Source organism: Amycolatopsis sp. NPDC049252 (assembly GCF_043197175.1).
Taxonomy (GTDB): Bacteria; Actinomycetota; Actinomycetes; order Mycobacteriales; family Pseudonocardiaceae; genus Amycolatopsis.
The window spans coordinates 380305-405894 of sequence record NZ_JBICSQ010000001.1; the positions used below are offsets into that span (position 1 = coordinate 380305).

Below are 25590 nucleotides of genomic sequence, written 5' to 3' on the forward strand. Positions count from 1 at the left end.
GCGGGCCGGAGCGAGGCACGTATAACAGTAGTTGTGACTGATGGCCCGCTGATCGTCCAGTCCGACAAGACCGTGCTCCTGGAGGTCGACAACCCCCAGGCCGACGACGCGCGCGTCGCGATCGCGCCGTTCGCCGAGCTCGAACGCGCCCCGGAGCACGTCCACACCTACCGCATCACCCCCCTGGCCTTGTGGAACGCGCGCGCCGCGGGACACGACGCCGAGCAGGTCGTCGACGCGCTGACGACGTACTCGCGCTTCCCGGTGCCGCAGCCGCTGCTGATCGACGTCGTCGACGTCATGGGCCGGTTCGGGCGGCTGCAGATCGCCAACCACCCGGCCCACGGCCTGGTGATGTCGACCACCGACCGCGCGGTCCTCACCGAGGTCTCGCGCAACAAGAAGATCAGCCCGATGCTGGGCGCGAAGATCGACGACGACACCGTGATCGTCCACCCGTCCGAGCGCGGGCGGCTCAAGCAGGCGCTGCTGAAGGTCGGCTGGCCGGCCGAGGACCTCGCCGGGTACGTCGACGGCGAAGCGCACCCGATCGCCCTCGACGAGGCGGACTGGCAGCTGCGCGACTACCAGCGGATGGCCGCGGAGGCGTTCTGGGCCGGCGGCTCCGGCGTCGTCGTGCTGCCGTGCGGCGCCGGCAAGACGCTGGTCGGCGCCGCGGCCATGGCGAAGGCCCAGGCCACGACGCTGATCCTGGTGACGAACACGGTCGCCGGCCGGCAGTGGAAGCGTGAGCTCATCGCGCGGACGTCGCTGACCGAGGAGGAGATCGGCGAGTACTCCGGCGAGAAGAAGGAGATCCGGCCGGTCACCATCGCGACGTACCAGGTCGTCACCCGCAAGACCAAGGGCGAGTACCGGCACCTGGAGCTGTTCGACTCGCGCGACTGGGGCCTGGTCGTCTACGACGAGGTCCACCTGCTGCCCGCGCCGGTGTTCCGGATGACCGCGGACCTGCAGTCCCGGCGGCGTCTCGGCTTGACGGCGACGCTGGTGCGCGAGGACGGCCGCGAGGGCGACGTCTTCTCGCTGATCGGGCCGAAGCGCTACGACGTGCCGTGGCGCGACATCGAGGCACAGGGCTGGATCGCGCCGGCGGAGTGCACCGAGGTCCGCGTCACGCTGACCGACGCCGAGCGCCTCGGCTACGCGACGGCCGAGGCCGACGAGCGCTACAAGCTGGCGGCGACGGCGCAGACGAAGACCCCGGTGATCAAGTCGATCGTCGAGAAGCACGCGGGCGAGCCGACGCTGGTCATCGGCGCGTACCTCGACCAGCTGGAGATGCTCGGCGACGAGCTCGACGCCCCGGTGATCCAGGGCTCCACCCGGAACAAGGAACGCGAGGAGCTGTTCGACAAGTTCCGCCGGGGCGAGATCCGCACGCTCGTCGTGTCGAAGGTCGCGAACTTCTCGATCGACCTGCCCGAGGCCTCGGTGGCGATCCAGGTCTCCGGCACGTTCGGCTCGCGGCAGGAGGAGGCCCAGCGCCTCGGCCGCCTCCTGCGCCCCAAGGGCGACGGGCGCCAGGCCCACTTCTACTCGATCGTCTCGAGGGACACGGTCGACACGGAGTACGCGGCACACCGCCAGCGGTTCCTGGCGGAGCAGGGCTACGCGTACCACATCGTGGACGCGGACGACCTGCTCCGGCCGCTCTGACGCTCATGGGTCGACCGGGCCGGCGGCCCTCGCCGCCCGGTCGACCTCCGCGCGTCTGGCCTCCCAGAACGCCTGGTGGAAGAGCATGACTTCCGGCCACGGCCACCGGGACACGTGGCCGGGGCGCGTCGACCGGCGCGGCGATCGTCGTGTCGGAGTGCGCCCAGACGCGCTGGTAGCGGCCGGTGATCTCCTCATCCGTCTCGTGCTCGGTGCTTGACCAGGCCGAAGAGGTTGGTCGCGGTCAGCGGATGTCGTACTCGGACAGGCCGTCGAGCTTCACTTCCCGGATCTCTCGCAGGTCGCCGTGCAGGTAATCCTTCGCGAAGTCGTCGATCACGGCTCCCAGCGTGCCCCGACGGGCGCGCCGCTCGCGTTCGGCGGCCTCGGCGTCCCCGTTCGGCCCAGCGCATCGTCACAGGAACAACTTCCGCCACACACGTCTCGTGCAGCTTCCTGACCTGCGGTTTTCCGGATTCACTCGAACGGATGAGCGGGCCGGACGCTGGAAATTGTCAGACCCTCGAACTACTGTTCGACATGCACCAGCCGAACACAAGTTCGAGGGGACGTCATGACGATCGCACCGCTCCGCCCCGGTACCCCCGCGCCGCCGGTCCAGACCCTGCCACCGGGGTCGTGGCACGGCAGGCTGTGGGTGTCCGACCTGCCCCTGACCCGGCCCGAGCGCTACCTGGGCTGCGTGGCCGAGTTCGAGCGGTCCGGGCTGTGGCCGGTGCTGATCCCGCACGACCAGCGCTTCGCGGCGAACGGCGAGGACTGGATCGACGACCGCGGCCGCCTCGCCCCGGCCGGCCACCGGGTCGCGTCGGCCGACCCGGCCATGGTCCTCGACCGCTGGTGGGACGGCTCCTGCTGCGACGGCGCCTGCCTGCGCCCCTTCACCGCGCGGTTCCCCGGGCTGGCCAAGCGCAGCCCGCGCCGCTCCGACCCGCTGGCCGAGGCGGGCAACACCGGCTCGATCCTGGCCACGCGCGCCCCGCACCGGCTCGGCCTGGTCCAAACCGAGCGGCCCGCGGACATCCCGGCCCTGCTGGGCTGGACGGGCATGATCAAGTGCACCGACCAGGTCGCCGAACTGTCGGCGGTGCTGCGCAGCTGGGAAGACCGCTTCGGGGCGACGCTGGTGGTGCTGGGGTTCGACGCCATCGAGCTGTCGGTGTCGGCCCCGCCCCGCAACCAGGCCAGGGCGCTGTCGGTGGCGGCGGAGCACCGGGCGTTCAGCCTGCCGACGTTCGCGGCCCAGCCAGGCAACCTGCGCGAGTACGCGTCGGATCTGGTGCAGTCGCGGCACTGGCGGTTCTCCTGGGCATGAGAACCCCCGCGATCACCCGACACGGGCGGCCGCCCTCCACACCCACCGCCCCGCGCGGCGCGCGCACCGGACCCGACGCGTACGCCCGCGCGACATCCACAGCCCTTTCCACCGCGACAACCCACACCAGCACCCGATCTCGGCGGCCACCCGGCACCACACCCCCGCAACCCACAGCCACCACCCCGCGCGGCGCGCGCACCCGGCCCGAGACGCACGCCTGCGACACACCGACAGCCCTCCTGGGCATGAGAGGGCGAGAAGGAGACCGGTCACCGGCGGGGCGGGGCCACCACTGTCAGGCGGGTCGATGAGCAGACACGTCAAAGGGCCGGTGAGACGTCCGTCCGCCAAGTTGGGTCAGCTGTCCCGTCCGATGGTCCACTGGTCCGGACGGCGGCCGCGCGGGCGCGTTTGGGGGTGCCGGCGAGCGGGCATCACCGAACGCGGGAAGGCGGTGAGAACGATCGCCGAAATCCGGATCGGGACGTCGGGCTGGCGCTACCCGCCCTGGCGCGGGGACTTCTACCCGCCGGGGCTGGCGCAGCGGCGGGAGCTCGAATACCTGTCGCGGCGGCTGAGCGCGGTCGAGCTCAACGGCTCGTTCTACTCGCTGCAGCGCCCGGAGCGGTACCGCGCGTGGTTCGACGAGACCCCGTCCGGCTTCCTCTTCGCGGTGAAGGGCGGCCGCTTCATCACGCACATGAAACAGCTGCGCGACGTCGAAGCGTCGCTGGCCAACTTCTACGCGTCCGGCGTGCTGGCGCTGGGCGCAAAGCTGGGCCCGTTCCTCTGGCAGCTGCCACCCCGGCTCACGTTCGACCCCGACCGGCTCGTGAACTTCTTCGCCCTCCTGCCGCGCACGACCACCGAAGCGGCCGAACTGGCGAAGAAGCACGACGACAAGCTGAAGGCGAAGCCGTACTTGGAGGCCGGGGAGCACCGGCCGCTACAGCACGCGCTGGAGGTCCGGCACCCGAGTTTCACCGAACCCGCGGCGACGGAACTGCTACGGGAGCACGGGATCGCCCTGGTGGTCGCCGACACAGCGGGAAAGTGGCCGTTCCTGGAAGACCAGACGGCCGACTTCGCCTACGTCCGCCTGCACGGCGCCGAGGAGCTGTACGTCAGCGGCTACTCGGACCGCGCACTGCGCGAGTGGGCGGAGAAGATCCGTACCTGGCACGACAACGGAAAGCGAGACGTCCACGTCTACTTCGACAACGACGTCAAGGTGGAGGCCCCACGCAACGCCGAGGCCCTGGCCGAGCTGCTTGGAGTGAGCCCGCCGACAAAACAGTGAGCGCAATCGGCTTGGGTGAAAGGCGGGAACCGACTTGCGTGCTGTCACTGGGGGTCGGCACGCGGGCGGTCCGCCGCACACCATCCCGCCCCCAGCGGTCTTCGCGTCGCACAACCTCGCCCGAGCAGAACCTCACCGCTCGCCGCACCGCGGACCTCGGCTTCCGCGCACGAAAGCTCGCCGGGCTCCGCGCCACACAACCCGCCGGCTCGCGTGCGCCGAAACCTGCAGCTCGCCGACTCTCGGCTGCCTCTACGGACAAAATCTGCCGCACGATCTCCTCGGACTTCGCGCACCGACCTCGTCGACCCAACACGCCGCAGAACTTCTTCGAGCCAGCGGCAAGCACAGAGCAGAGCAGCCGCCACAGCGCCACATTCCCCTGCGCTCAGCTCCGCCACGCCTCTCAGCTCGGCGCGCCCACCAAAGCCGCCACCTTGGCTCTCACGTCATCCGCATCGGGGTGCCCCAGCTCCGTCAGCAACCGCACCGACCGGACCCAGCCCTCCCGGGCCAGCCCAGCTAGGCCGGAACGTGACCTCGGCCGGCCCCGGCAGGCGGAAATCGAGGACCACCGGCTCATCCTGTCGGGAAACGCGCTGATGACCCGAGGTGGGACGGTGGCATGATCGGCGGTGATGAAGGTCTACGCGATTCCCCTGCGCAACCGTTTCCGCGGCATCACGGTCCGGGAGGGTGTGCTGCTGCCCGGCCCGGCGGGCTGGGGCGAGTTCTGCCCGTTCGCCGACTACTCGGACGCCGAGAGCCTGCCGTGGCTGCACGCGGCCGTCGAAGCCAGTGAGCTCGGCTGGCCGGCGCCGGTCCGCGACCGTGTCGAGGTGAACACGACGGTGCCGGTGGTCGGCGCGGAGAAGGCGTACGAGCTGGTCAAGGCGTCGGGCTGCCGCACGGCGAAGGTGAAGGTGGCGGACACCCGATCATCGCTCTCGGACGACTGCGCCCGGGTCGAGGCGGTCCGCGACGCACTCGGCCCGGCGGGCGCGATCCGCGTCGACGCCAACATGGCGTGGGACGTCGACACGGCGATCCGCGCGATCACCGACCTCGACAAGGCGGCGGGCGGCCTGGAGTACGCGGAACAGCCGTGCCCGACGATCGACGACCTCGCCGCGGTCCGCCGCCGGGTGTCGGTCCGCATCGCCGCGGACGAGTCGATCCGCCGCGCGGAGGACCCGCTGAAGGTCGCGGTCGCCGGAGCGGCGGACATCGCGGTGCTGAAGGTCTCCCCCCTCGGCGGCGTCCGCCGGGCGCTGGAGGTCGCCGAAGCGTGCGGCCTGCCGTGCGTGGTGTCGTCGGCGGTGGAGACGAGCGTCGGCCTGGCCGCGGGCCTCGCACTGGCCGGCGCCCTCCCGGAACTGGAATTCGCGTGCGGCCTGGGCACGATCTCCTTGCTGGAGGGCGACGTCTGCGCGGACCCACTGTCCCCTGTGGACGGTTACCTCCCGGTCCCGCGAACGCCCCCGGAGCCGACGGACGCCTACGACGCCCCGGCCGAAGTTCGAGCCGCCTGGGAAGCCCGGCTGGCGAGGGTCCGCGCCCTGTTGCCCTGACCTGCTTTGCACCGGCGAAGCCACCCAGCGGAACCAGACATCCCCCGCCGCTCCCTGGGGGGCAGCCCCGTGTCCAGCGTATCGGCGACCACCGACGAAAGCCGGATAAACCGGTTTTCGGTGGCGACTTGTCCACATCTCGACCGGCCTGGGGACAACTCGTCGACCTGAGCCGTTGCAACGGCTTCGGCCTGCGTGTGCTTGCCCCGTCGGAGATCGCGCAGCCACGAACCTCACGGCTCGGCGGTCGGTAGCGTCATCCGGCCCGTCTCGAGCAGCTCGACACCTGGACGCCCAGGCGAACCATGTGCGTCGCGTACTTCGTGTCGAAGCCGCGGGCCGGCCTGCGGGGAAACGATCGTTCGCGCGCAGCTCCTGGCCGAGATCGGTGATCCGGACGATCTCCGCGTCCGGCGCGAACAGCGGCAGCAGGATCGGGGGATTGCCGCTCGGCGCCAGCCGGACCCACTTGCGCAGCGAGTAGACGCTGAGGTCGAGGTCGCCGGGTCCGGAGCGCACACCTTCCGGATGGGTGCGGTAGACGTACTGCTCGGTGAACTCGGGGCTGTCGTGTTCCCTGGTCCGAAGGTGTACCGGCCCCGGATCCGGGTGGGCACCTGGTTTTCCCCGAGGCCGAGTTCAGGGTCCGGATCCGGGCCCTTCCCGATGTGCCCGGCGCCCCCGGCGGGCGAACATTGGTGCATGACGAACAGCGTGTACACCCCGGAAACCAAGAAGGTCCGCCGCAGCCGTACCGACAAGATGCTCACCGGCGTCTGCGGTGGCTGGTCCCAGTACCTCGGCATCGACGCGAACGTGCTGCGCATCGGGCTCGTCGCCGCCGTTTTCCTCTCCGTCGGCATCGCCATCCCGATCTACATCGCGGCCGCGATCCTGACGCCCGAAGAAGACTCCTGACCGGGGCGGGCGCCGATTCGCAGGGGGAACCGGTGCCCGCCGGACGATCACGGGGTGTGCCGAACAGCGGCCCGGACGCCAGGGGACGTCCGGGCCGTTCGGCGTAGCAGCCTGGGCTGACCGGCCGAAATGACCTCCGCGAACCCCGTTCGAGGGGTTAGGGTTCGCGCTCGTGGATCAAGGGAACACCGCCAGCCGGACGGCCGCGAAGGTCGTCGTGGGAGTCCTCGGCGGGCTTTACCTGCTCGCCGGACTGGGGCTGACCGCCTTCGCCGCCTTCTTCGCGCTCGCCTTCAACGACACCGGCAGCCCGAGCGTCACCCGGACCGTGCTCTACACCGCCGCCGCGGCGGCGATCTGGATCCTGCTCACCGGGATCGGCGCGATCGTCGTCGCGCTGGAAGCGGAAGAAGCGAGCACCGCCTGGCTCGGGGGCCTCGGCGTGCTCGCGCTCGGTGTCGTCATCGTCGGCGCCTTCGCCATCTGGTTCTTCACCAAACCATAGCGAGCAAAGAAAAGCCCGGCCCGCCGAAGCGGACCGGGCTTTCCCGGTGAAGCGACCGAACTCAGAAGTCCATGCCACCCATGCCACCGGACGGGTCGGCGGGAGCGGCCGAAGCCTTCTCCGGCTTGTCCGCCACGACGGCCTCGGTGGTCAGGAACAGCGCCGCGATGGAGGCGGCGTTCTGCAGCGCGGAGCGGGTGACCTTCGTCGGGTCCGGCACGCCGGCGGCGAGCAGGTCCTCGTAGACACCCGTGGCGGCGTTCAGGCCGTGCCCCTGCGGCAGACCCTTGACCTTCTCCACGACGACGCCGCCCTCGAGGCCGGCGTTGATCGCGATCTGCTTGAGCGGGGCCTCGACGGCCACCTTGACGATGTTGGCCCCAGTGGCCTCATCGCCCTCGAGCTTCAGACCGGCGAAGGCCGCCTCGGCAGCCTGGATGAGAGCGACGCCACCACCGGCGACGATGCCCTCTTCGACGGCGGCCTTGGCGTTGCGCACGGCATCCTCGATGCGGTGCTTGCGCTCCTTCAGCTCGACCTCGGTGGCGGCACCGGCCTTGATGACGGCCACGCCGCCGGCCAGCTTCGCCAGACGCTCCTGGAGCTTCTCGCGGTCGTAGTCCGAGTCCGAGTTCTCGATCTCGGCGCGGATCTGGTTGACGCGACCCTGGATCTGGTCGGCGTCGCCCGCACCCTCGACGATGGTCGTCTCGTCCTTGGTGATGACGGCCTTGCGCGCCTTGCCCAGCAGCGACAGGTCGGCGTTCTCCAGCTTGAGGCCGACGTCCTCGCTGATGACCTGGCCACCGGTCAGGATCGCGATGTCCTGCAGGATCGCCTTGCGGCGGTCACCGAAGCCCGGGGCCTTGACGGCGACGGACTTGAAGGTGCCGCGCATCTTGTTGACGATGAGGGTGGCCAGGGCCTCGCCCTCGACGTCCTCGGCGATGATCAGCAGCGGCTTGCCGGACTGGATGACCTTCTCCAGCAGCGGCAGGACGTCCTTGACGGTGGAGATCTTGGAACCGAAGAGGAGGATGTAGGGGTCCTCCAGCTCGGCTTCCTGACGCTCCGGGTCCGTCACGAAGTAGCCCGAGATGTAGCCCTTGTCGAAGCGCATGCCCTCGGTGAGCTCGAGCTCGAGACCGAAGGTGTTGCTCTCCTCGACGGTGACGACGCCTTCCTTGCCGACCTTGTCCAGCGCCTCGGCGATCAGCTCGCCGATGGTGCGGTCAGCGGCCGAGATCGAGGCGGTAGCAGCGATCTGCTCCTTGGTCTCGATCTGGACGGCGGCCTTGTGCAGCTGCTCGATGATGGCCTCGACGGCCGCCTCGATGCCACGCTTCAGGCTGATCGGGTCGGCTCCGGCCGCGACGTTGCGCAGGCCTTCCTTGACCAGGGCCTGGGCGAGCACGGTGGCGGTGGTGGTGCCGTCACCCGCGACGTCGTCGGTCTTCTTGGCAACTTCCTTGACGAGCTCGGCCCCGATCTTCTCCCACGGGTCCTCGAGCTCGATCTCCTTGGCGATGGAGACACCGTCGTTGGTGATGGTCGGCGCGCCCCACTTCTTCTCGAGCACGACGTTCCGGCCCCGCGGGCCGAGGGTCACCTTGACGGCTTCGGCGAGGATGTTCAAGCCGCGCTCAAGACCGCGGCGGGCGTCCTCGTCGAACGCGATCAGTTTGGCCATTGCGGTGTGGTCCTCCGGTATTGGGCGCCACCGCCGCGCTGCGCTGTTTGGTGTCACAGTTGCTTGCAGCGGCGGCAGCAGGACTCTTTCCTCGGCCAGGCTCGGTGCCCGCGACGGACGACTGGACCCGGGTGGGGTTCAGCCTCACCGTCCCGACCTTCAAGCACGCGATCGGTGACCGCGCGCCTGGCACTCAACGGCGTCGAGTGCCAATGCCGTGTTTAGCACTCTCAGGGGGAGAGTGCAAGAAGGCCTGCTCAGCGCCGTACGGATTCAGGAGCTCGGCTTGATGGAGATCGACGTCGGGGGCGCGTTGAGCGAGGACGTCGGGTTGCCCTGGGAGGCGCCGGGGCCGACCGGGATGTTCGGGGCGGTCGTCTGGGCGCCACCGCCGCTGTCGCCGCCGCTGAAGAGGATGATCGCCGTCACGATCGCGCCGATCACCACGAGCGCGCCGATGACGATGAAGATCCACTTGGCGCCGCCGCCGCTCTTCGTCTGGTCGAACGCGCCCGCGCCGCCCGCCGGCATCGGCGGGCGCAGGCGCATCGGGTCACCGGGCGGGCCGTAACCGGGCGGCGGGCCCTGCGGCATGCCCTGCTGCTGCGGGTAGCCGTACCCCTGGGGCGGCCTGCCCTGCGGGGGCATGCCCTGGGGCATCCCCTGCGGCGGGCCCTGCTGGGGGTAGCCGTAGCCGGGCGGCGGGCCCTGCGGCGGCGGGCCACCAGGGCCCTGCGGCCCCGGCTGCTGCCCGTAACCGGGCTGCTGCTGTCCTCCGTACGGGTGCACGGGGGCCCCCTCTCCCTGCGGTGCCGTGGTCTGGTGCGGCCCTTGTTGTACCTGACCATGGCGCTGCGGCGCGGGAACTCCACCCGAATTCGTCCCCGGGGGCCCGGGCGGGGTGTCCGACGTCGCCTGGGCACCGAGGGCGCGGCGGGCGGCCGCGATCATCTCGACGCAGCTGGGGTAGCGGTCCGCCGGGCTCTTGGCCATGCCCTTGCGGATGACCTCGTCGATGGCCGGCGGCAGGGCGACGGCCCGGGAGATGGCCGGCGGCTCGCCGTTGAGGTGGCCCTTGATCACCGTCGGCACGTCGCCCTTGAAGGGCGGGCTGCCGGTGAGGCAGGCGTAGAGGACGCACGTCAGCGCGTACTGGTCGGTGCGCCCGTCCAGCGGCTCGCCGCGCAGGTGCTCCGGCGCCGCGTAGGTGGGCGAGCCGAGGAAGTCGCCGCCGCGGGTGCGGTGGCCGGTCGCGCCGCGGCGCGTCAGCCCGAAGTCGGCGACGTACACGTGCTCGCGCGACGTCTCCTTCTTCGTCACGAGCACGTTGGCCGGCTTGACGTCCAGGTGGACCAGACCACGGTTGTGCAGGGTGTCGAGCGCGTCCGCGACCTGGTCGAGCATGGTCAGCGTGCGCGCGGGCGCGATCGGGCCGCCCGCGATCAGGCCGGCGAGGTCACCGCCGTCGACCATCCGCATGGCGATGTAGAGCATGCCGTCGAGCTCGCCGAAGTCGTACAGCGGCACGACATTGGCGTGGTCGATCGCGGAGGTGTTGCGCGCCTCGTCGACGAACCGCTCGCGGAACTCGGCGTCGGTACCGAGGTGGTCGCCGATGACCTTCAGCGCCACCTTCCGGCCCAGGCGCACGTCCGTGGCCTTGTAGGTCACGCTCATGCCGCCCTTGCCGAGCACTCCGTCGATGCGGTAGTTGCCCAGCCGGCGACCGGTGAGGTCCCCCGACACATCGCCTGTCACGCCCGGCAGCCTAACGTCCCAGGTTCGGCGGCTGCCGGGGGTTCGCCCAACAGGTCAACTCGGGTTACTACGACACCTTCCGCACGTCCGCGGCCTGACTCCGGCCGTCCCGCCCGGACTGGACTTCGAACTCGACGCGATCGCCTTCGTCCAAAGTGCGGAATCCGTCAGCCTGAATGGCCGAATAGTGGACGAACACGTCCGGTCCTTCGGTGGATTCGATGAACCCGTAGCCCTTTTCCGAGTTGAACCATTTGACGGTGCCGACAGCCACGGCGCCCTCCCTCAGCACACAAGGATCCGCTGGCCCAGCTAGGGACAGCGGCGCGAGTGACAATCACGCTACCGGAATTATTCCCCCCGGCAATGGGCAATTCGTCTGAAGATCACGTGCCCGAAAGGCGACGGTTACGCGCATGCACGAGCACCGTCCCGGGACCGGCGAAGTCGACCGCCAATCCCTCTCCCGTGCGCACCGACTGCGGCCCGCCAGGGTCGAGTGCGCGCAGCCGGCACTGGATCGTGTCCGGGTAGGCCAGGAGGTAGTCCGGCCGGACCGTGACCAGCTCGCCCTGGGCGAGCTCGAACGCGTCGACCGGGCCGGGCGCGGCCAGCACGAGCGCCCCGGTTCCGCTGTAGTGGTCGAGGAATCCCGCGTCGGCGCCGAAGAGCTGTTGCAGCGGCGCCCAGCCGGTGTCGTGCCGGACGGCCGAGGGCCGCACCAGCACGGCCTCGCGGTGCACCGACCAGCCCGTGCCGCCGCGCAGCTCCAGCGGGTAGACGTCACCGGGACGCAGCGGCGCGAAGTCGATCCAGCCGCCGTCGGACGGTGCCGTGTAGACGGCCGCCGTCGTCCTGCCCGCGCGGGCGCCGCCGCGGCCCGCCGCCGTCTCGGTGACGCCGAAGCGGCTCGCGAGCAGCGTCTCGGGCGCGGCGTGCACGGCCTCGCCCGGGTCGAGCAGCACGCGGGCGACGCCGAAGCCGGGCGTGTGCCGGGTCTGGACGCGCATCAGCGGGACGGGACGTGCGAGATGATCCAGCTGATCAGCGCGGACGGGTTGCGCGTCTGCGTCATGATCTGGCCGGGGCCGACGAAGTCGAAGACGAGGCCTTCACCGCTCTTCATGGACTGGATGATGCCCGTCGCGACCTTCCGGATCTGGTACTGCACGGTGTCGGCGTACGCGACGACGTGCCCGGTGTCGACGGTGACCATCTCGCCCGGCTGCAGGGTCATGGTCTCGACCGCGCCGTAACAGCTGACGAGCAGCTCGCCCTGACCGGTGGCGTGCGTCAAGAAGCCGCCCTCGCCGCCCATCAGGTTCTTCATGCCGCCCCACTTGGTCTCGGTCTGCACGCCGTGCGACGACGCGAGCCAGCAGCCGCGCGTGACGGCCCAGCCGGTGCGGCCGTCGAGCGGGATCACCTGGATGTCGCCGGGCAGGTTGGCCGCGACGTCGACCCAGCCGCCGTTCTGCGGCGCGGTGAAGGTGGAGATGAAGAAGGACTCGCCGGAGAGGAAGGCGCGGCCGAGGCCCTTCATGATGCCGCCCTGCGCCTGGGACTGGACCTGCACGCCGTAGCTCGTGGCCATCATCGCGCCGGACTCCACCTGGCACGGTTCCCCGGGCGCCAGCATCAGCCGGGCGACGGCGAACGAAGGCTGGTTGCGGACTCGGACCTGCATGCGTACTCCCCGTTGGCGTGCTCTCAGACGAGCGAGAGTCTTGCACGCCCCCTCGGAGGGGGGAGGATGGTCCGGTGATCTCCGTCGACGACTACCGGGAGCGGATCACCGCGCTCCTCGGCACCGCTCCCGCCACCGCCCTGCCCCTCGCCGCCGCGGCCGGCCTCGTCCTGGCCGAAGACGTGCTGGCGGGCGTGTCCCTGCCACCGTTCGACAACTCCGCGATGGACGGTTACGCCGTCCGCGCCGCCGACGTGGCCACCTCCCCGGTGACGCTGCCGGTGGCCGACGACATCCCGGCGGGCCGGGTCGACGTCGGGACGCTCGAACCCGGCACCGCGCACCGGATCATGACCGGCGCGCCGCTGCCGCCGGGCGCGGACGCCGTCGTGATGGTCGAGGACACCGACGGCGGCACCGAGACCGTGACGATCACCGCCGAAGCCCGCGAAGGCGCGCACATCCGGCGGACCGGCGAGGACGTCGTCGCCGGCACCGTCGCGCTGCCCGCCGGGACGGTGCTGGGGCACTCGCACCTGGGCCTGGCCGCCGCGGTCGGGCTCGCCGAGGTGCGGGTGCACCGGCCGCTGCGGGTGCTCGTCGCCTCCACCGGCACCGAGCTGATCGACGCGCCGGCGCCGCTGCGCCACGGCCAGATCTACGAGTCCAACAGCGTGATGCTGGCCGCCGCGCTGCGCGAGCTCGGCTGCGAGGTCGAGGTCGTCCGCAGCGTGGTCGACGACGTCGAGGAGTTCCGCAAGGTCATCGAGCCGCGGCTGGCCGGCGCCGACCTGCTGGTCACCTCCGGCGGGGTCAGCGCGGGCGCGTACGAGGTCGTGAAGGACGCGCTCACCGGGCAGGGTGTCGAGTTCGCGAAGGTCGCGATGCAGCCGGGCGGGCCGCAGGGCTGCGGACGCTGGCAGGGCGTGCCGGTCGTGACGCTGCCCGGCAACCCGGTGAGCGTGCTGGTGTCGTTCGAGGCGTTCCTGCGCCCGGCGCTGCTGGCCGCGCTCGGCCACACCGACGTCTCCCGCCGCCGGGTGCGGGCCCAGCTGACCGAGGAGATGAGCTCGCCCGCCGGGCGCCGCCAGTACCGCCGCGGCGTGTTCACGCAGGCCGGGCGGGAGGTCACCGGGGAGGTCGGCCCACGCGGCGGGCCGGGGTCGCACCTGCTGGCCGCGTTCACCCAGGCCAACTGCCTGATCGTGCTGCCGGAAGACGTCACGTCGGCAGCGGTTGGCGACGAGGTGGACGTCCTGCTGCTGTGACCGGGAAGTCGCGCAGCCGAGCCAGCGGCGCCAGCATCGCGAGCGCCGCGATCAGCACCGCGGACATCACCCAGAGCGTCTCGCGGACGCCGATCGCCTCGCCCAGCACGCCGCCGAGGACCCCGGCCGGCGGGATCGTGCCGTAGTTGACGATCGACGTCGTCGAGGTGATCCGGCCGAACAGCTCCGGCGGGCAGTAGCGCTGCCGGAACGTCGTGGTCAGCACGTTCGACGCGACGACACCCGCGCAGACCCCGAACTCCGCGACGACGAACAGCACGAGTCCCCGGCCGGGGCCGCTCAGCGGGCCGAGCAGCAGCATCGGCGCCGCGCCCACCTCGCACAGCAGGAACGCGCGGGCGGTGCCGAAGCGGGCGCCGAGCCGCCCGGCCAGCGCGGCCCCGAAGACCCCGCCGGTCGCGGCGACCGTCAGTACCAGCCCGACCAGGCCGGGCGCGGCGCCGAGCGTGCGGGACAGGAACACGATCTGGATGGCCTGGTACCCGGTGAGCGCGAGGTTCGAGACGGCGCCGAACGTCATCAGCGTCCGCAGGTAGCGGTCGCCGAGGACGAACCGCAGGCCTTCGGCGATCTGGCTGCGCAACGGCGTCCGCTCGACCGGGACGACGGTTTCGCGCACCTTGATCGCCCGCACGCACAGCACGGAGACGCCAAAGCTGACCGCGTCCGCCAGGATCCCGCTGACCGGGCCGAACGCCTGCGCCAGCAACCCGGCCAGGCCCGGCCCGGCGACCTGCGTCGCGGACTCGCTGCCCTGCAGCTTCGCGTTCCCTTCGAGCAGGTCACCGGGGCCGACCAGCGCAGGCAGGTAAGCCTTGTAGGCGAGGCTGAAGAACACCTTCGTGACCCCGCCGAGGAGAGCGGCGGCCAGCAGGTACGGCATGGTCAGCAGCCCGAGCACGGCGGCGAGCGGGACGCTGCCGAACACCGCCATCGACACCGTGTTGCAGGCCAGCATCACCGGGCGCTTCGGCAGCCGGTCGACCCAGGCGCCGGCGGGCAGGCCGATCACCAGCCACGGCAGCCAGGCCACCGCCGTCAGCAGCGCGACCTGGAACGTGCTCGCCCCGAGCGTGACCACCGCGACCAGCGGCAACGCCGTGCTCGCGACCATGCTGCCGAGCATGCTGGTGGTCTCGCCGGTCCACAGCAGGCGGAAGTCGCGGCTCCCCCAGAGCCCTTTCACGGCCGGCCCAGCGACGCCCGCGCGGCGAAGAAGACCGGGCGCCGCTCGACGCCGTCACCGGGTTCGACGCGGTCTTCGAACTCGCTGATCAGCAGCAGGACCCGCGCGTTCAGCTCGTCCATCTCCGCACGCGAGAGCCGCACCCACGTGTCGATGCTGAACGGGCCGCCCTGCCACTGTTCGGGGTAGGTCTCACGCTGGGCGATCCAGTCGCGGGCGATCGCCACCTGGTGGTCGAGCACGAGCACCTCGGCCGCTTCGGCGATCGGGTCGCCGGGGAAGCTCTCGGCGGCCCACCGGAGGGTCTTGGCGCTGCGCCGCCACCAGCGTTCTCGCTGGTCACGAGCCAGTTCCGGCGCCACCTCCACCAGCTTCGCGGCGGACAGGACCTTCATGTGGTGGCTGACGTTGCCCACCGCCTGGTCCGTCTTGGCCGCGAGCATCGACGCCGTCGCGGGGCCGTCGAGGTGCAGCAGCTCCAGGAGCCGGCGGCGCAGCGGGTGCGACATGGCGGCCAGCACCTTGGAGTCCCGGATCTCCCGGATGTCGTCGGTCATGACGCACAAGAGTAGTTGTACAAGTACTCTTGTGCAATGCCTCTTGTGCGTATGCTCGCGTAAACTCCCGCCATGGGTTTCGTCGCATGGGTCATCTTCGGCGCGCTCGTCGGCTGGGCCGCCAACCTCGTGGTCGGCGGGCGGGACCGGCGCCGGCAGGGATGCCTGGTCAGCGTGCTCGTCGGCGTGGTCGGCGCGGCCTTGGGCGGCCTGATCTACCGGCTTGCGACCGGCCAGGCGAAGTCGTTCGACTTCGACTTCCCCAGCTTCGGCGTGGCCATCCTGGGCGCCGTCGCGCTGCTGGCGATCCTGCGGCTCGTGAGCGGTATCGGCCGTCGCTCGGGTGATCGTTCGTAACGTTTGCCTGATGAACAGTGGTCAACACGGTTCCGGCGGCTAAAGTACGTCGTTCGGCGCTTCTCGCACGCCCTGGTTCCGGGGCCGGGTGCATGCGCCGTCGGGGGGTGCATGCACCCGGCTTCGTCTCAGCGCCTGCCTCTTGGCCTCGAGGACGACGTCCACCGCGTGATCCGGATCGACGAGGGACGGCAACGGCCCCTCGGCGACGTCCCGGCGCCACGCACCGAGCAGCTCGGCGAGCCGGGCTTCGGCGGGATCGCGGCGATCGGTCATCGGTCCTCACAGGTCAGACGGCATCAACTACCCAGAGTTATCGCAGACTTCGACCATCCGTTACCGGGATGTGGTCGCTCCCACCCATCGCGGGGACACCCTCGCGGAGGACCCGGACGGACCCGACCAGACCCCCACCTGGGGCAGCGGTAGCGTGGTGGCGCCCGTACGCGGCCGCCGGAACCCCGGCGTCACCCGCCCTCACGACACGAAACCAGGGGACCCGACCATGAGCGGCACCCGGCCGGAATCCGCCGGCAATCCCGTCGCCCACGCCCTCCAGCTCGCCCGCGAAACGCTGCCGCCGATGCACCCGGCCGGTCGCCCGTTCGTGGCGGGTGGCGCGGTCGCGACGCTGGTCGCCCGCCGGTTCTCCAAGCGCCTCGGCGTCCTCGGCGCGCTCACGACCGTGGCGATGGCCGCGTTCTTCCGCGAGCCGAAGCGGGTCCCGCCGCCGCGTGACGGCGTCGCGCTGGCCTCGGCCGACGGTCTCGTCTCCCTGATCGAGGAAGCCGTCCCGCCCGCCGAGCTCGGCCTGCCCGCCGAGCCGCGGATGCGCGTGTCGGTGTTCCTCTCGGTGTTCGACGTGCACGTCCAGCGCGTGCCGGCGAACGGCGTGATCGAGCGCGTCGCCTACCGGCCGGGCAAGTTCCTCTCCGCGGACCTGGACAAGGCGAGCGAGGACAACGAACGCAACTCCGTGCTGATGCGCACCGAGGACGGCCACGAGCTCGTCGTCGTGCAGATCGCCGGGCTCGTCGCGCGCCGCATCCTGTGCGAGATCCGCGAGGGCGACAAGGTCGGCGCCGCCGCGACGTACGGCATCATCCGCTTCGGCTCGCGGGTCGACCTCTACCTCCCGCCGGGCTCCCGGGTGCTGGTCGCGAAGGGCCAGCGGACGGTCGGCGGCGAGACGGTGATCGCCGAACTCCCCGCCTCGCGCTCGGAAGGCTGACCCCATGGTCCGCGTGACCACGACCACCCCCGGTGTCCGGCTGCTGCCGAACGCCATCACCGTGCTGGCGCTGTGCGCCGGGCTGTCGGCGGTGCAGTTCGCGCTGACGAAGAACTACTCGATGGCGATCGCCTCGATCGGCATCGCCGCGGTGCTCGACAGCCTGGACGGCCGGATCGCCCGCCTGCTCGACGCGACGTCGAAGATGGGCGCGGAGCTGGACTCGCTGTCCGACGGCATCTCCTTCGGCGTCGCGCCGGCGCTGGTCATCTACGTCTGGCAGGCGGGCGCGGACCGGATCGGCTGGGTGGCGTCGCTGATCTTCGCCGTCTGCATGATCCTGCGGCTCGCCCGGTTCAACACACTGCTGGACGACACCGAGCAGCCGCCGTACTCCAGCGAGTTCTTCGTCGGCGTCCCGGCGCCGGCGGGTGGCCTGCTCGCGATGCTGCCGCTGGTCGCCTGGCTGCAGTGGGGCGGCGGCTGGTGGTCGTCCCAGTGGGTCGTCTGGGCGTGGACGATCGCCATCGCGGCCCTGCTGATCAGCCGGATCCCGACGCTCTCGCTGAAGACGGTCAAGGCCCCGGCGAGGGCGATCGCGCCGCTGCTGATCGGCGTCGCCCTGCTGGCGGCGGCGATCATCCAGTTCCCGCTGGTCGCGCTGATCGTCGCGATGATCCTGTACCTGGCGCACATCCCGTACTCGGTCTACCGCAGCCGCTGGCTGGCCGCGCACCCCGAAGCCTGGACGGTCCCGCCGCGCGAGCGCCGGGCGATCCGCCGGGCCCGCTCCCAGCGCCGCCTCGGCCTGCGCCCGCCGCTGCGCCGCCGCGTCGCGGGCGCCGCGATGCGCGCGGTCCGCCTCCCCCGCAACGGCGAGTACGTCCGCACCCCCCGGGGCCCGCGCGAAAACGGCTCCGCCAACGGCGACGGCCAGCGCCGCCGCTCCTGGCGTCAGATCGGCCTGCGCCGCAAGTAACCGTGTCGTCCATCCAGGTACGCGTGTCGTCCACCGGGGTACGCGTGTCGTCCGTCCGGGTACGCCCGGGCTCGATCGGAATGGACGACACGCGTACCTGACGGGACGACACGCGTACTCAGGTGGACGACACGATGCCGGCTGGATATCACCCCCGCTCCGACGCGTGGGAGCGCTCCGCATCGCTAGGGTGAACGGCGTGAGCCACCCCCAGATCACGCTGACCGTCCGGCACACGCCGTCCGCGCTGGACACCCGCCGCGGTGTCGTCCGGCTGCACCCCGAGGTCCTCGACGCGCTGGGCCTGCGGGCCTGGGACGCGGTGCACCTGACCGGCGCCCGCGTCAGCGCCGCGCTCGCCGCGCCCGCCGACGAGGCCGGCGTGCCCGGGGTGCTGCTCACCGACGACGTCACGATGTCGAACCTCGGCGTCACCGAGGGCGCCGAGGTCGTCGTCGCGCCGGCCGAGGTGTCGGCGGCGCGGACGGTGACCGTCGCGGGGTCGCGGCTGGCCAGCACCTCGGTCAGCCCGCACATGCTGCGCCTCGCCCTGATCGGCAAGGTCCTGACCGTCGGGGACGCCGTTTCCCTGCTGCCCCAGGACCTCGCGCCGCAGCCCGGGTCGGACGCCGCCGGGCTGCGCGGCCAGCTGTCGCGGGCCATCGGCGCGACCTGGACCAACGAACTGCTGACCGTCACCGCGACCGAGCCCGCCGGCACCGTCGCGGTTGGACCGTCCACAGTGGTCGTCTGGCGCGACGGCGCCCGGCCCGCGGCCGAGCCCGCCGCGCCGCGGACGGCGACCGCGCTCGTCCGCACCACCGCCGTCACCGCGGCCGAGGAGTGGATCGACGCCGAGATCGTCGAGGACGAGGTGGCGGTCGCGGAGGTCGCCGAGCCGGCCGTGCCGGTGGCCGACCTGATCGGCGGCGAAGCGGCCGCCCGCAAGCTTTCCGAGTGGTTCGACCTGGCCTTCCACCGGCCGGAGCTGCTGGCGAAGCTGGGCGCGCCGACCCACCTCGGCGTGCTGCTGTCCGGCCCGGAAGGCGTCGGCAAGGCCACGCTGGTGCGTTCGGTGGCGCAGGCCGAGGACGTCAAGGTCGTCCCGGTGGCCGCGCCCAACCTCGCCGTGCTGGACCCGAACGTCGCGGTGGCCCGCCTGCGCGAGGCGATCCGCGCCGCCGCGGGCCCCGCCGTGCTGCTGATCACCGACGTCGACGCGCTGCTGCCCGCGACCACCCCGCCGCCGGTGGCGACGATCGTGCTCGAGGAGCTGCGCGCGGCCCTGCGCCGCGACCGCCTCGCCGTGGTCGCGACGACGGCCCGCGCCGAGTCCGCCGATCCACGCCTGCGGGCCGCGGACCTGCTGGACCGTGAGCTGGGCCTGGCCCTTCCGGACGCGAAAACCCGCCGTGAGCTGCTGAACGTCCTGCTGCGTGACGTCCCGCTCGAGCCGGGCATCGACTGCGGCGCGCTCGCCGAGCGGACGCCGGGGTTCGTCGCGGCGGACCTGATCGCCCTGCGCCGGGACGCGGCCCTGCGGGCGGCGCTGCGGCAGCGTGAAGAGGACGAGCCGCGCGTCTCGCAGCAGGACCTCGAGGCGGCGCTGACCACCGTCCGACCGGTGTCGCTGTCCACTTCGGACAACCTGGCCACCGGCGGGCTGACGCTGGACGACGTCGGCAACATGGTCGACGTCAAGCAGTCCCTCACCGAGACGGTGCTGTGGCCGCTGCGGTACCCGGACTCGTTCGCCCGGCTCGGCGTCGCACCGCCGCGCGGGGTGCTGCTCTACGGGCCGCCCGGCGGCGGCAAGACGTTCCTGGTGCGGGCACTGGCCGGCACCGGCGCGCTCAACGTGTTCGCGGTCAAGGGCGCCGAGCTGATGGACAAGTGGGTCGGCGAGTCGGAGCGCGCGGTGCGGGAGCTGTTCCGCCGCGCCGCCGAGGCCGCGCCGTCGCTGATCTTCCTCGACGAGATCGACGCGCTGGCCCCGCGCCGCGGCCAGTCGTCGGACTCCGGCGTCGCCGACCGCGTGGTCGCGGCCCTGCTGACCGAATTGGACGGTGTCGAGCCGATGCGCGAGGTCGTCGTGCTCGGCGCGACCAACCGGCCCGAGCTGGTCGACCCGGCGCTGCTGCGGCCCGGACGGCTGGAGCGCCGCGTCTACGTGCCGCCGCCGGACGCCGAGGCCCGCACCGCGATCCTGCTGGCGACCTCGAAGAACACCCCGCTGGCCGCCGACGTGGACCTGGCCGCGGTGGCGTCCACTCTGGACGGTTATTCGGCGGCCGACTGCGCGGCCCTGATCCGCGAAGCGGCGTTGACGGCGATGCGCGAGTCTCTGGAGGCCCACGAGGTCACCGCGGCCCACCTCGACACGGCCCGCACGAAGGTCCGGCCGAGCCTGGACCCGGCCCAGCTCGCGGCCCTCGAGGCCTACGCCCACGTCCAGGCCGGGGACTGAAAAGCGCGAAGGGGCGCCACCCGCGGGTGGCGCCCCTTCGGCAAAGGCTCGTCAGCTGCCCTTGTGGCCGGACTCGTAGTTGTTCGTCACGATGACGATCACGCCCGGGCTCGCGTCCTGTATCCCCTGGAACCGGGGCTCGGCCTTGAAGCCGAACTCCTGCGCCAGCTGCTTGGCCGCGGCCTCCTCGTCGGTGCCCGGCCGGTAGTAGGCCGTGGTCGCCGGGATGATGCCCTGCGAGTAGTTGCTGACCTCGGTGACGTTCCAGCCCGAGCCGGCGAAGTCGTCCTTCGCCCGCGCCGCGAGGCCCTTGATCGTCGAGTTGTTGAACACCCGGACGGTGACCCACTTGTTGGACGTCTGCTGGTCGCCGGGCTGGCCCGGCTGCCCCGACGTCGGCTGGCCGGGAGTCGGCTGGCCCGGTGAGGGCGGTGTGGACGACGTCGGGCTGGGCGTGGTCGACGGCGGCGGGGTCGACGACGTGGGTGACGTCGGCGACGACGGCCCGCCCGGCGGTGTGCCGGGCTGGGTGCTGGGCGTACCGCTCGGCCCGGCTTCGTTCGACCCGCCACCACTCAACGCGGAGATCCCGCCGATGACGGCGGCGATGATCGCGACACCGATCAGCGCGACGCCCGCGGCCTTCATCGGCCGGGACATTCCCGAAAACACGCTCATTTCAGCTCGATCCCCAGTCGCCGTGCGCCACGTTTGCGTTGCCGGGCGGCGCGCGTCTTGCGCAGCCGCTTCACCAGCATCGGGTCGGCTTCGATCGCCTCCGGCTTCTCCAGCAGCTTGTTCAGCAGCTGGTAGTAGCGCGTGGTGGAGACTTCGAAGCGCTCGCGGATGGCGTTCTCCTTCGCCCCGGCGTGTCGCCACCACTGACGCTCGAAGGCGAGGATCTCGACCTCGCGTTCGGTCAGGCCGGGCACGGGCTTCGGCGGCGACGGCTGCGGCTCAGCCATCGACTCCGCGGCGTCCATCCGAGTCCCTCTCAATCGGGCGACATGGCGATCATGACCTAGCTCTTCCGCGGGCGTCATTCAACCACGGATCCGCACGCCGACGTGGGCATCGACACCGGCGCGTCACGGTCTGATGCAGGTCTACCAGAAGGGTCCGACTAAACTGCCCGCTCGTGACCGTCCACGCCATCCGGATCGCCGGCGACCCCGTACTGCACAACCCGACTCGGGAGATCACCGAGTTCGACGAGCAGCTGCGCATCCTCACCGACGACATGTTCGAGACGATGTACGCCGCCGAGGGTGTCGGCCTGGCCGCCAACCAGATCGGCCTCGACCTGCGGGTGTTCGTCTACGACTGCCCGGACGACGAGGGCGTGCGCCACAAGGGCGTCGTCGTCAACCCGAAGCTCGAGACGTCGGAGATCCCGGAGACCATGCCGGACCCGGACGACGACTGGGAGGGCTGCCTCTCGGCGCCCGGCGAGTCGTACCCGACGGGTCGCGCGTCGTGGGCGAAGGTGACCGGCTCCGACATCGAAGGCAACCCGATCGAGGTCGAGGGCACCGGCTACTTCGCGCGCTGCCTGCAGCACGAGACCGACCACCTCGACGGCTACATCTACCTCGACCGGCTCGTCGGGCGCCACGCCCGCGCCGCGAAGAAGATGCTGAAGTCCAACAAGTGGGGCGTCCCCGGCCTCTCGTGGCTCCCCCCACGCACCCCGGAAGACGACGGCGCCGTCATCTGACCTCCAAGTCCGTGAAGGCCACATTGAGGGACTCTGAGTCCCTCAATGTGGCCTTCACGGCTTTCAGCAACCCAGGAAGTGGCAGCGGACCACGCGCGGGGTTTCGAGGGTCGCGCCCGCCTTGACGTCCTGGGCCAGGCGGACGTACTGCGCGTGCGTCCAGGCCAGCGGTGTCGCCGAGGTGTTCGGGGTGCCGGCCGGGAACCCCGTCTGGCCCGACGGCGGGTTCTCGTCCCACACCTGCTCCGGCATGGTCTCCGCCGAGCTGCTCACGCGGCCGAGGTCACGCAGCCGCCGCGCTGCCGCGCCGGGCTGGCCCAGCGTCAGTTCGTACTCACCGCGTTCGCCGGCCAGCAGCGGCCACAGCCGGCCGAACGTCGTGCGGCTCCCGGCCGGGAACGTGTAGTCCCACGGTGAACCGTCGGCCTGCTCGCCGTAGCCGTCCTTCGTGTAGCGGTGCCAGAACTGGCCCGTCGGCGTGGTGAACGAGATCTCCTTGTCCGTGACGCGCACGCTGTTGACGATCACCGGGTCGTCGGCGCGGTAGATGCCGAGGCGCACCAGGTCGAGGAACCCGGCGTCGGTGACCGCGCGCTGGTCCATCGTCACGCTGGAGTTGCCGAGGTTGTACGTCGTTCCGGCGTTGGCGTTGCCGTCCTTGGTGAGCCGGACGAAGTACGGGTCCTTCGACAGCGGCCCGTTCGTGGTGATCGTCTGCTTCGGCAGGTCGGCCTTGAACTTGTCGGCCGCGGCGAGGTACCTCTTGGCGTCGGCGGCCGCGCCGTTGTGCGACGCGATGTCCGCGGCGCACACGAGCCCGGCGATCACCGAGGCGATGGTCGACGGGGACCAGCCGTCCTGCTCCTCCCAGCGCTCCTGCTGGGTCCACGGCGCCGCCTGGCCGTCAGGACCCTTGTAGGACAACAGGAAGTCGGCCGCCTTGCGCACGCCGGGCCAGACGTCGTTGCGCCCGAGCTGCTGGGCCAGCACGATCGGGAAAGCGGTTTCGTCGAGCTGGACCGACGTCCAGTACGGCACGCCGTCGACGCGGCTGTTCTGCGGCAGGTGCCCGTCGGCCTGCTGCTGCGTGCCGAACATGTAGGTCACCGCGCGGCTCGCGGCCGCCGTGTCGCCGCCGGCGGCCAGGCCGGTCGCGATCTGGTAGAGGTCGCGCGGCCAGACCAGGTGGTAGGTGCCGGACGGCGACCACTCCGGGTCGTTGTTCCCGAACCGCCACGGCATGCTCGGCGACGCGATGAACGCGCCCGGGTGGTGCTTGTCCTCGCTCGCGGCCAGCGTCAGCATCGACGCCTTGTAGAGGTCGCGCTCGCTGTCGGTCTTCAGCGACGACGGCGGTTTGCTCACCCCGCGCAGGTACTGCTCCCAGCCGCGGTCGTAGGCGCGGGTGATGGCGCCGAAACCGCGTCGCTGCGAGGCCTGCGCGTTGCCGAGCGCGTCGGCCGCCTTCGCGCCCATGCCGAGCGCGAGGGTGACGTGCCGGGTGCGCACGCCGTCGGCCGCGGTCTGCCCGGTGAGCACTACGTTGCCGTGGCCGGCGGTGTCGTAGGTCGCGAGCTTGAACGTCTTCGCGAGCTGGGTGCCGCCGTCGGACGCGCCCGCGTAACCGACGCTCGTGCGCGTGAAGCCGGGCTTGGCGGTGAGGGCGGCGGCGTTGGTGGCGTCCGACGCGGTGAGCGCGTCCCCCTTGCGCGCGGCCGAGTCGTCGGAGCCGTCGTTGGTCAGGTCCGGGTCGGCGACCGCGTAGAGCTGGTACGGCCGGCCGGTGAGCGACTGGAAGTCGACGTCCACCAGCACGGTCGTCGCGGCCGGGTCGGTGACGTAGGTCTTGCGCAGCCGCCACCGGTGCTGGTCATCGGTGATGGTCTGCTCGTAGGTGAGGCTGTCGTCGTCGGTCCGCCGGACCTGCTGCGACTTGGTCGTGTTGCCGGCGACGGCGAAGCTGCGCCCGTCGGTGACGACGAAGTCCATCGAGCGGACGCTGGGCGTGGACAGGTCCGGGTAGTAGACCTCGGACAGCTGGCCGCCCTGGAGCGTGAACCAGACGTTGCTGCCGCGATCGTGGGCCGTGCCGAAGCCGGTCTTGTTCGCGGGTAGCCAGCTGGGATGGACGCCGGGCGCGCCGGGAGCCTCCCCCTGCGCCGCCGCGGTCGCCGGTATCAGGCCGGTGACCAGCAGCCCGGCAAGGGCCGAGACCATGAGTTTGCGCATATCAACCCCACAGTGATGTCGCCTCTGCACCGTTACAGAAGCGACAGGCAGTGTCTCGCCGATCCTTCACCGGCGCATGGTCCGAATCGGTGAACCACTGACCGTCACTGGTCCGGGGTTCTCGACCAGCGAACGGACTTCCCGCGGTAACCGGCGCACACTTGAAGTATCTGCAACGGTGTAATCGAGGTACTTCATGGACGAGGCGATGGACGCCTATTCGCGCGCGGTCAGCACGGTCGCCAAGACCGTCACCCCGCACGTCGCCGGGGTTCAGCTCGGGCGCGGCAGCGGCTCCGCGGTCGTCTTCGCCGACGACGGTTACCTGCTGACGAACGCGCACGTCGTCGACGGCGAACGACAAGGCGTCGCGACCTTCGCCGACGGCAGCGAGGCACGCTTCGACGTCGTCGGTGCCGATCCGCTGTCCGACCTCGCCGTGCTGCGGGCGCGTGACGAGACGCCGTCCGCCGCCGTGCTCGGGGACGCCGACAACCTGGTCGTCGGGCAGCTCGTCGTCGCGATCGGCAGCCCGCTCGGCTTCTCCGGCTCGGTCACCGCGGGGGTCGTCAGCGCGCTCGGCCGGGCGCTCCCGGTGCGCCACGGCCGCGCCGGCCGGGTGATCGAGGACGTCATCCAGACCGACGCCGCGCTCAACCCGGGCAACTCCGGCGGCGCGCTCGCCGACTCCGCCGGCCGCGTCGTCGGGGTCAACACCGCGGTCGCCGGGGTCGGGCTCGGGCTCGCCGTGCCGATCAACTCGACGACGCGGCGGATCATCAACACCCTCGTCGTCGAAGGCCGGGTGCGGCGCGCGTACCTCGGCGTTGTCGGCGTGCCCGCGCCACTGCCCGACGACATCGCCGAGCGGACCGGGCAGGAGGCCGGGCTGCGGGTGCGCGAAGTGGTCTCCGGCGGGCCCGCCGAGCGCGCCGGGCTGCGGGCGGGCGACCTCGTGCTGACCGTCGGCCGCACCCGCGTCTCGGACGCGCAGGGCATCCAGCGGCAGCTGTTCGCCGAAGTGATCGGCACCCCGCTGCCGATCACCGTGCTGCGCAACGGAGCCATGGTCGACGTCTACGCCACACCCGCCGAACTGGTCGGGTGAGGTGACCGGACTTGAGTCTCAC

Annotated in this window: 24 protein-coding genes and 1 pseudogene; 13 read left to right on the forward strand and 12 right to left on the reverse strand. The window is 71.4% G+C overall.

Annotated features, from left to right (window positions below; genetic code table 11):
• Window positions 1-33: 33 nt before the first annotated feature.
• The 4 genes from ACGFMK_RS01895 (at window position 34) to ACGFMK_RS01910 (ending at window position 5890) form a co-directional block, all read left to right on the forward strand.
• Complete coding sequence (locus ACGFMK_RS01895) at window positions 34-1680, forward strand: DNA repair helicase XPB (RefSeq protein ID WP_392756923.1); 1647 nt, start codon at window positions 34-36, stop codon at window positions 1678-1680.
• A gap of 574 nt (window positions 1681-2254) precedes the next feature.
• The gene (locus tag ACGFMK_RS01900) at window positions 2255-3016 is read left to right on the forward strand and encodes a DUF4253 domain-containing protein (RefSeq protein WP_323324256.1); all 762 of its coding nucleotides are present in this window, start codon (window positions 2255-2257) and stop codon (window positions 3014-3016) included.
• A gap of 457 nt (window positions 3017-3473) precedes the next feature.
• The gene (locus ACGFMK_RS01905) at window positions 3474-4319 is read left to right on the forward strand and encodes a DUF72 domain-containing protein (RefSeq protein WP_392756927.1); all 846 of its coding nucleotides are present in this window, start codon (window positions 3474-3476) and stop codon (window positions 4317-4319) included.
• A 638-nt stretch (window positions 4320-4957) separates the two neighbouring features.
• On the forward strand, window positions 4958-5890 hold the full coding sequence (locus ACGFMK_RS01910; protein WP_392756929.1) for an o-succinylbenzoate synthase: 933 nt from the start codon (window positions 4958-4960) through the stop codon (window positions 5888-5890).
• Window positions 5891-6307: 417 nt separating this feature from the next.
• Here ACGFMK_RS01910 and ACGFMK_RS01915 read toward each other — a convergent pair.
• Window positions 6308-6409 (reverse strand): annotated as a pseudogene (locus tag ACGFMK_RS01915) (DNA polymerase beta superfamily protein); the annotation flags it as partial.
• Window positions 6410-6592: 183 nt separating this feature from the next.
• Between ACGFMK_RS01915 and ACGFMK_RS01920 the strand changes: the two are divergent.
• Both ACGFMK_RS01920 and ACGFMK_RS01925 read left to right on the forward strand, forming a co-directional pair.
• Window positions 6593-6808, forward strand: coding sequence for a PspC domain-containing protein (locus tag ACGFMK_RS01920; RefSeq protein WP_323324260.1), 216 nt, complete (start codon window positions 6593-6595; stop codon window positions 6806-6808).
• Between the two features lie 172 nt (window positions 6809-6980).
• Window positions 6981-7313 carry a hypothetical protein gene (locus ACGFMK_RS01925; protein WP_392756933.1) on the forward strand — a complete coding sequence of 111 codons (333 nt, stop codon included), beginning with the start codon at window positions 6981-6983 and terminating at the stop codon, window positions 7311-7313.
• A gap of 61 nt (window positions 7314-7374) precedes the next feature.
• Here ACGFMK_RS01925 and groL read toward each other — a convergent pair whose 3' ends face one another.
• The 5 genes from groL to ACGFMK_RS01950 form a co-directional block, all read right to left on the reverse strand.
• A complete protein-coding gene (gene groL, locus ACGFMK_RS01930; protein ID WP_247058577.1) occupies window positions 7375-9003 on the reverse strand; it encodes a chaperonin GroEL in 1629 nt (542 codons plus the stop codon).
• A 273-nt stretch (window positions 9004-9276) separates the two neighbouring features.
• Entirely contained in the window at window positions 9277-10761 is a 1485-nt protein-coding gene (locus tag ACGFMK_RS01935; RefSeq protein ID WP_392756937.1) for a serine/threonine-protein kinase, read from the reverse strand.
• A gap of 67 nt (window positions 10762-10828) precedes the next feature.
• Window positions 10829-11035 (reverse strand): cold-shock protein, encoded by a 207-nt coding sequence (locus ACGFMK_RS01940; RefSeq protein WP_005164266.1) that lies wholly within the window; start codon window positions 11033-11035, stop codon window positions 10829-10831.
• A 112-nt stretch (window positions 11036-11147) separates the two neighbouring features.
• Complete coding sequence (locus tag ACGFMK_RS01945; protein WP_392756943.1) at window positions 11148-11771, reverse strand: AIM24 family protein; 624 nt, start codon at window positions 11769-11771, stop codon at window positions 11148-11150.
• Window positions 11771-12448 carry a TIGR00266 family protein gene (locus tag ACGFMK_RS01950; RefSeq protein WP_392756945.1) on the reverse strand — a complete coding sequence of 226 codons (678 nt, stop codon included), beginning with the start codon at window positions 12446-12448 and terminating at the stop codon, window positions 11771-11773. The genes ACGFMK_RS01945 and ACGFMK_RS01950 overlap by 1 nt, the downstream gene beginning before the upstream one ends.
• A gap of 74 nt (window positions 12449-12522) precedes the next feature.
• Between ACGFMK_RS01950 and glp the strand changes: the two genes are divergently transcribed.
• A complete protein-coding gene (gene glp, locus ACGFMK_RS01955; protein WP_392756949.1) occupies window positions 12523-13716 on the forward strand; it encodes a gephyrin-like molybdotransferase Glp in 1194 nt (397 codons plus the stop codon).
• On the opposite strand, the gene ACGFMK_RS01960 is transcribed toward glp, so the two are convergent.
• Entirely contained in the window at window positions 13670-14923 is a 1254-nt protein-coding gene (locus ACGFMK_RS01960; protein WP_392756955.1) for an MFS transporter, read from the reverse strand. The two genes, glp and ACGFMK_RS01960, sit on opposite strands and share 47 nt — an antisense overlap.
• Window positions 14920-15480, reverse strand: coding sequence for an ArsR/SmtB family transcription factor (locus tag ACGFMK_RS01965; protein ID WP_392756957.1), 561 nt, complete (start codon window positions 15478-15480; stop codon window positions 14920-14922). Before ACGFMK_RS01965 ends, ACGFMK_RS01960 begins: the two co-directional genes overlap by 4 nt.
• Before the next feature lie 72 nt (window positions 15481-15552).
• On the opposite strand from ACGFMK_RS01965, the gene ACGFMK_RS01970 reads away from it, so the two are divergent.
• Window positions 15553-15837, forward strand: a complete 285-nt coding sequence (locus tag ACGFMK_RS01970) for a GlsB/YeaQ/YmgE family stress response membrane protein (protein WP_392756959.1) — start codon at window positions 15553-15555, stop codon at window positions 15835-15837.
• A gap of 39 nt (window positions 15838-15876) precedes the next feature.
• Here the strand turns inward: ACGFMK_RS01970 and ACGFMK_RS01975 are convergent, their stop codons facing one another.
• Entirely contained in the window at window positions 15877-16113 is a 237-nt protein-coding gene (locus ACGFMK_RS01975) for a hypothetical protein (protein ID WP_392756962.1), read from the reverse strand.
• A 229-nt stretch (window positions 16114-16342) separates the two neighbouring features.
• Between ACGFMK_RS01975 and ACGFMK_RS01980 the strand changes: the two genes are divergently transcribed.
• The 3 genes from ACGFMK_RS01980 to ACGFMK_RS01990 all read left to right on the forward strand — a co-directional run bounded on the left by ACGFMK_RS01980 (window position 16343) and on the right by ACGFMK_RS01990 (window position 20514).
• The gene (locus tag ACGFMK_RS01980; protein WP_392756964.1) at window positions 16343-17068 is read left to right on the forward strand and encodes a phosphatidylserine decarboxylase; all 726 of its coding nucleotides are present in this window, start codon (window positions 16343-16345) and stop codon (window positions 17066-17068) included.
• A gap of 4 nt (window positions 17069-17072) precedes the next feature.
• Complete coding sequence (gene pssA / locus ACGFMK_RS01985) at window positions 17073-18047, forward strand: CDP-diacylglycerol--serine O-phosphatidyltransferase (protein ID WP_392756967.1); 975 nt, start codon at window positions 17073-17075, stop codon at window positions 18045-18047.
• Window positions 18048-18246: 199 nt separating this feature from the next.
• Complete coding sequence (locus tag ACGFMK_RS01990) at window positions 18247-20514, forward strand: AAA family ATPase (RefSeq protein ID WP_392756970.1); 2268 nt, start codon at window positions 18247-18249, stop codon at window positions 20512-20514.
• 51 nt (window positions 20515-20565) lie between these two features.
• Here the strand turns inward: ACGFMK_RS01990 and ACGFMK_RS01995 are convergent, their stop codons facing one another.
• Window positions 20566-21192, reverse strand: a complete 627-nt coding sequence (locus ACGFMK_RS01995) for a LytR C-terminal domain-containing protein (RefSeq protein ID WP_392756974.1) — start codon at window positions 21190-21192, stop codon at window positions 20566-20568.
• Window positions 21189-21497, reverse strand: a complete 309-nt coding sequence (locus tag ACGFMK_RS02000) for a DUF3263 domain-containing protein (protein WP_323324274.1) — start codon at window positions 21495-21497, stop codon at window positions 21189-21191. Before ACGFMK_RS02000 ends, ACGFMK_RS01995 begins: the two co-directional genes overlap by 4 nt.
• A gap of 155 nt (window positions 21498-21652) precedes the next feature.
• On the opposite strand from ACGFMK_RS02000, the gene ACGFMK_RS02005 reads away from it, so the two are divergent.
• Entirely contained in the window at window positions 21653-22231 is a 579-nt protein-coding gene (locus ACGFMK_RS02005) for a peptide deformylase (RefSeq protein WP_328448169.1), read from the forward strand.
• A 63-nt stretch (window positions 22232-22294) separates the two neighbouring features.
• Here the strand turns inward: ACGFMK_RS02005 and ACGFMK_RS02010 are convergent, their stop codons facing one another.
• Window positions 22295-24460 carry a glycoside hydrolase family 15 protein gene (locus ACGFMK_RS02010; protein WP_392756979.1) on the reverse strand — a complete coding sequence of 722 codons (2166 nt, stop codon included), beginning with the start codon at window positions 24458-24460 and terminating at the stop codon, window positions 22295-22297.
• Between the two features lie 196 nt (window positions 24461-24656).
• On the opposite strand from ACGFMK_RS02010, the gene ACGFMK_RS02015 reads away from it, so the two are divergent.
• A complete protein-coding gene (locus ACGFMK_RS02015; RefSeq protein ID WP_392756982.1) occupies window positions 24657-25568 on the forward strand; it encodes a S1C family serine protease in 912 nt (303 codons plus the stop codon).
• The last annotated feature ends 22 nt before the right edge of the window (window positions 25569-25590 follow it).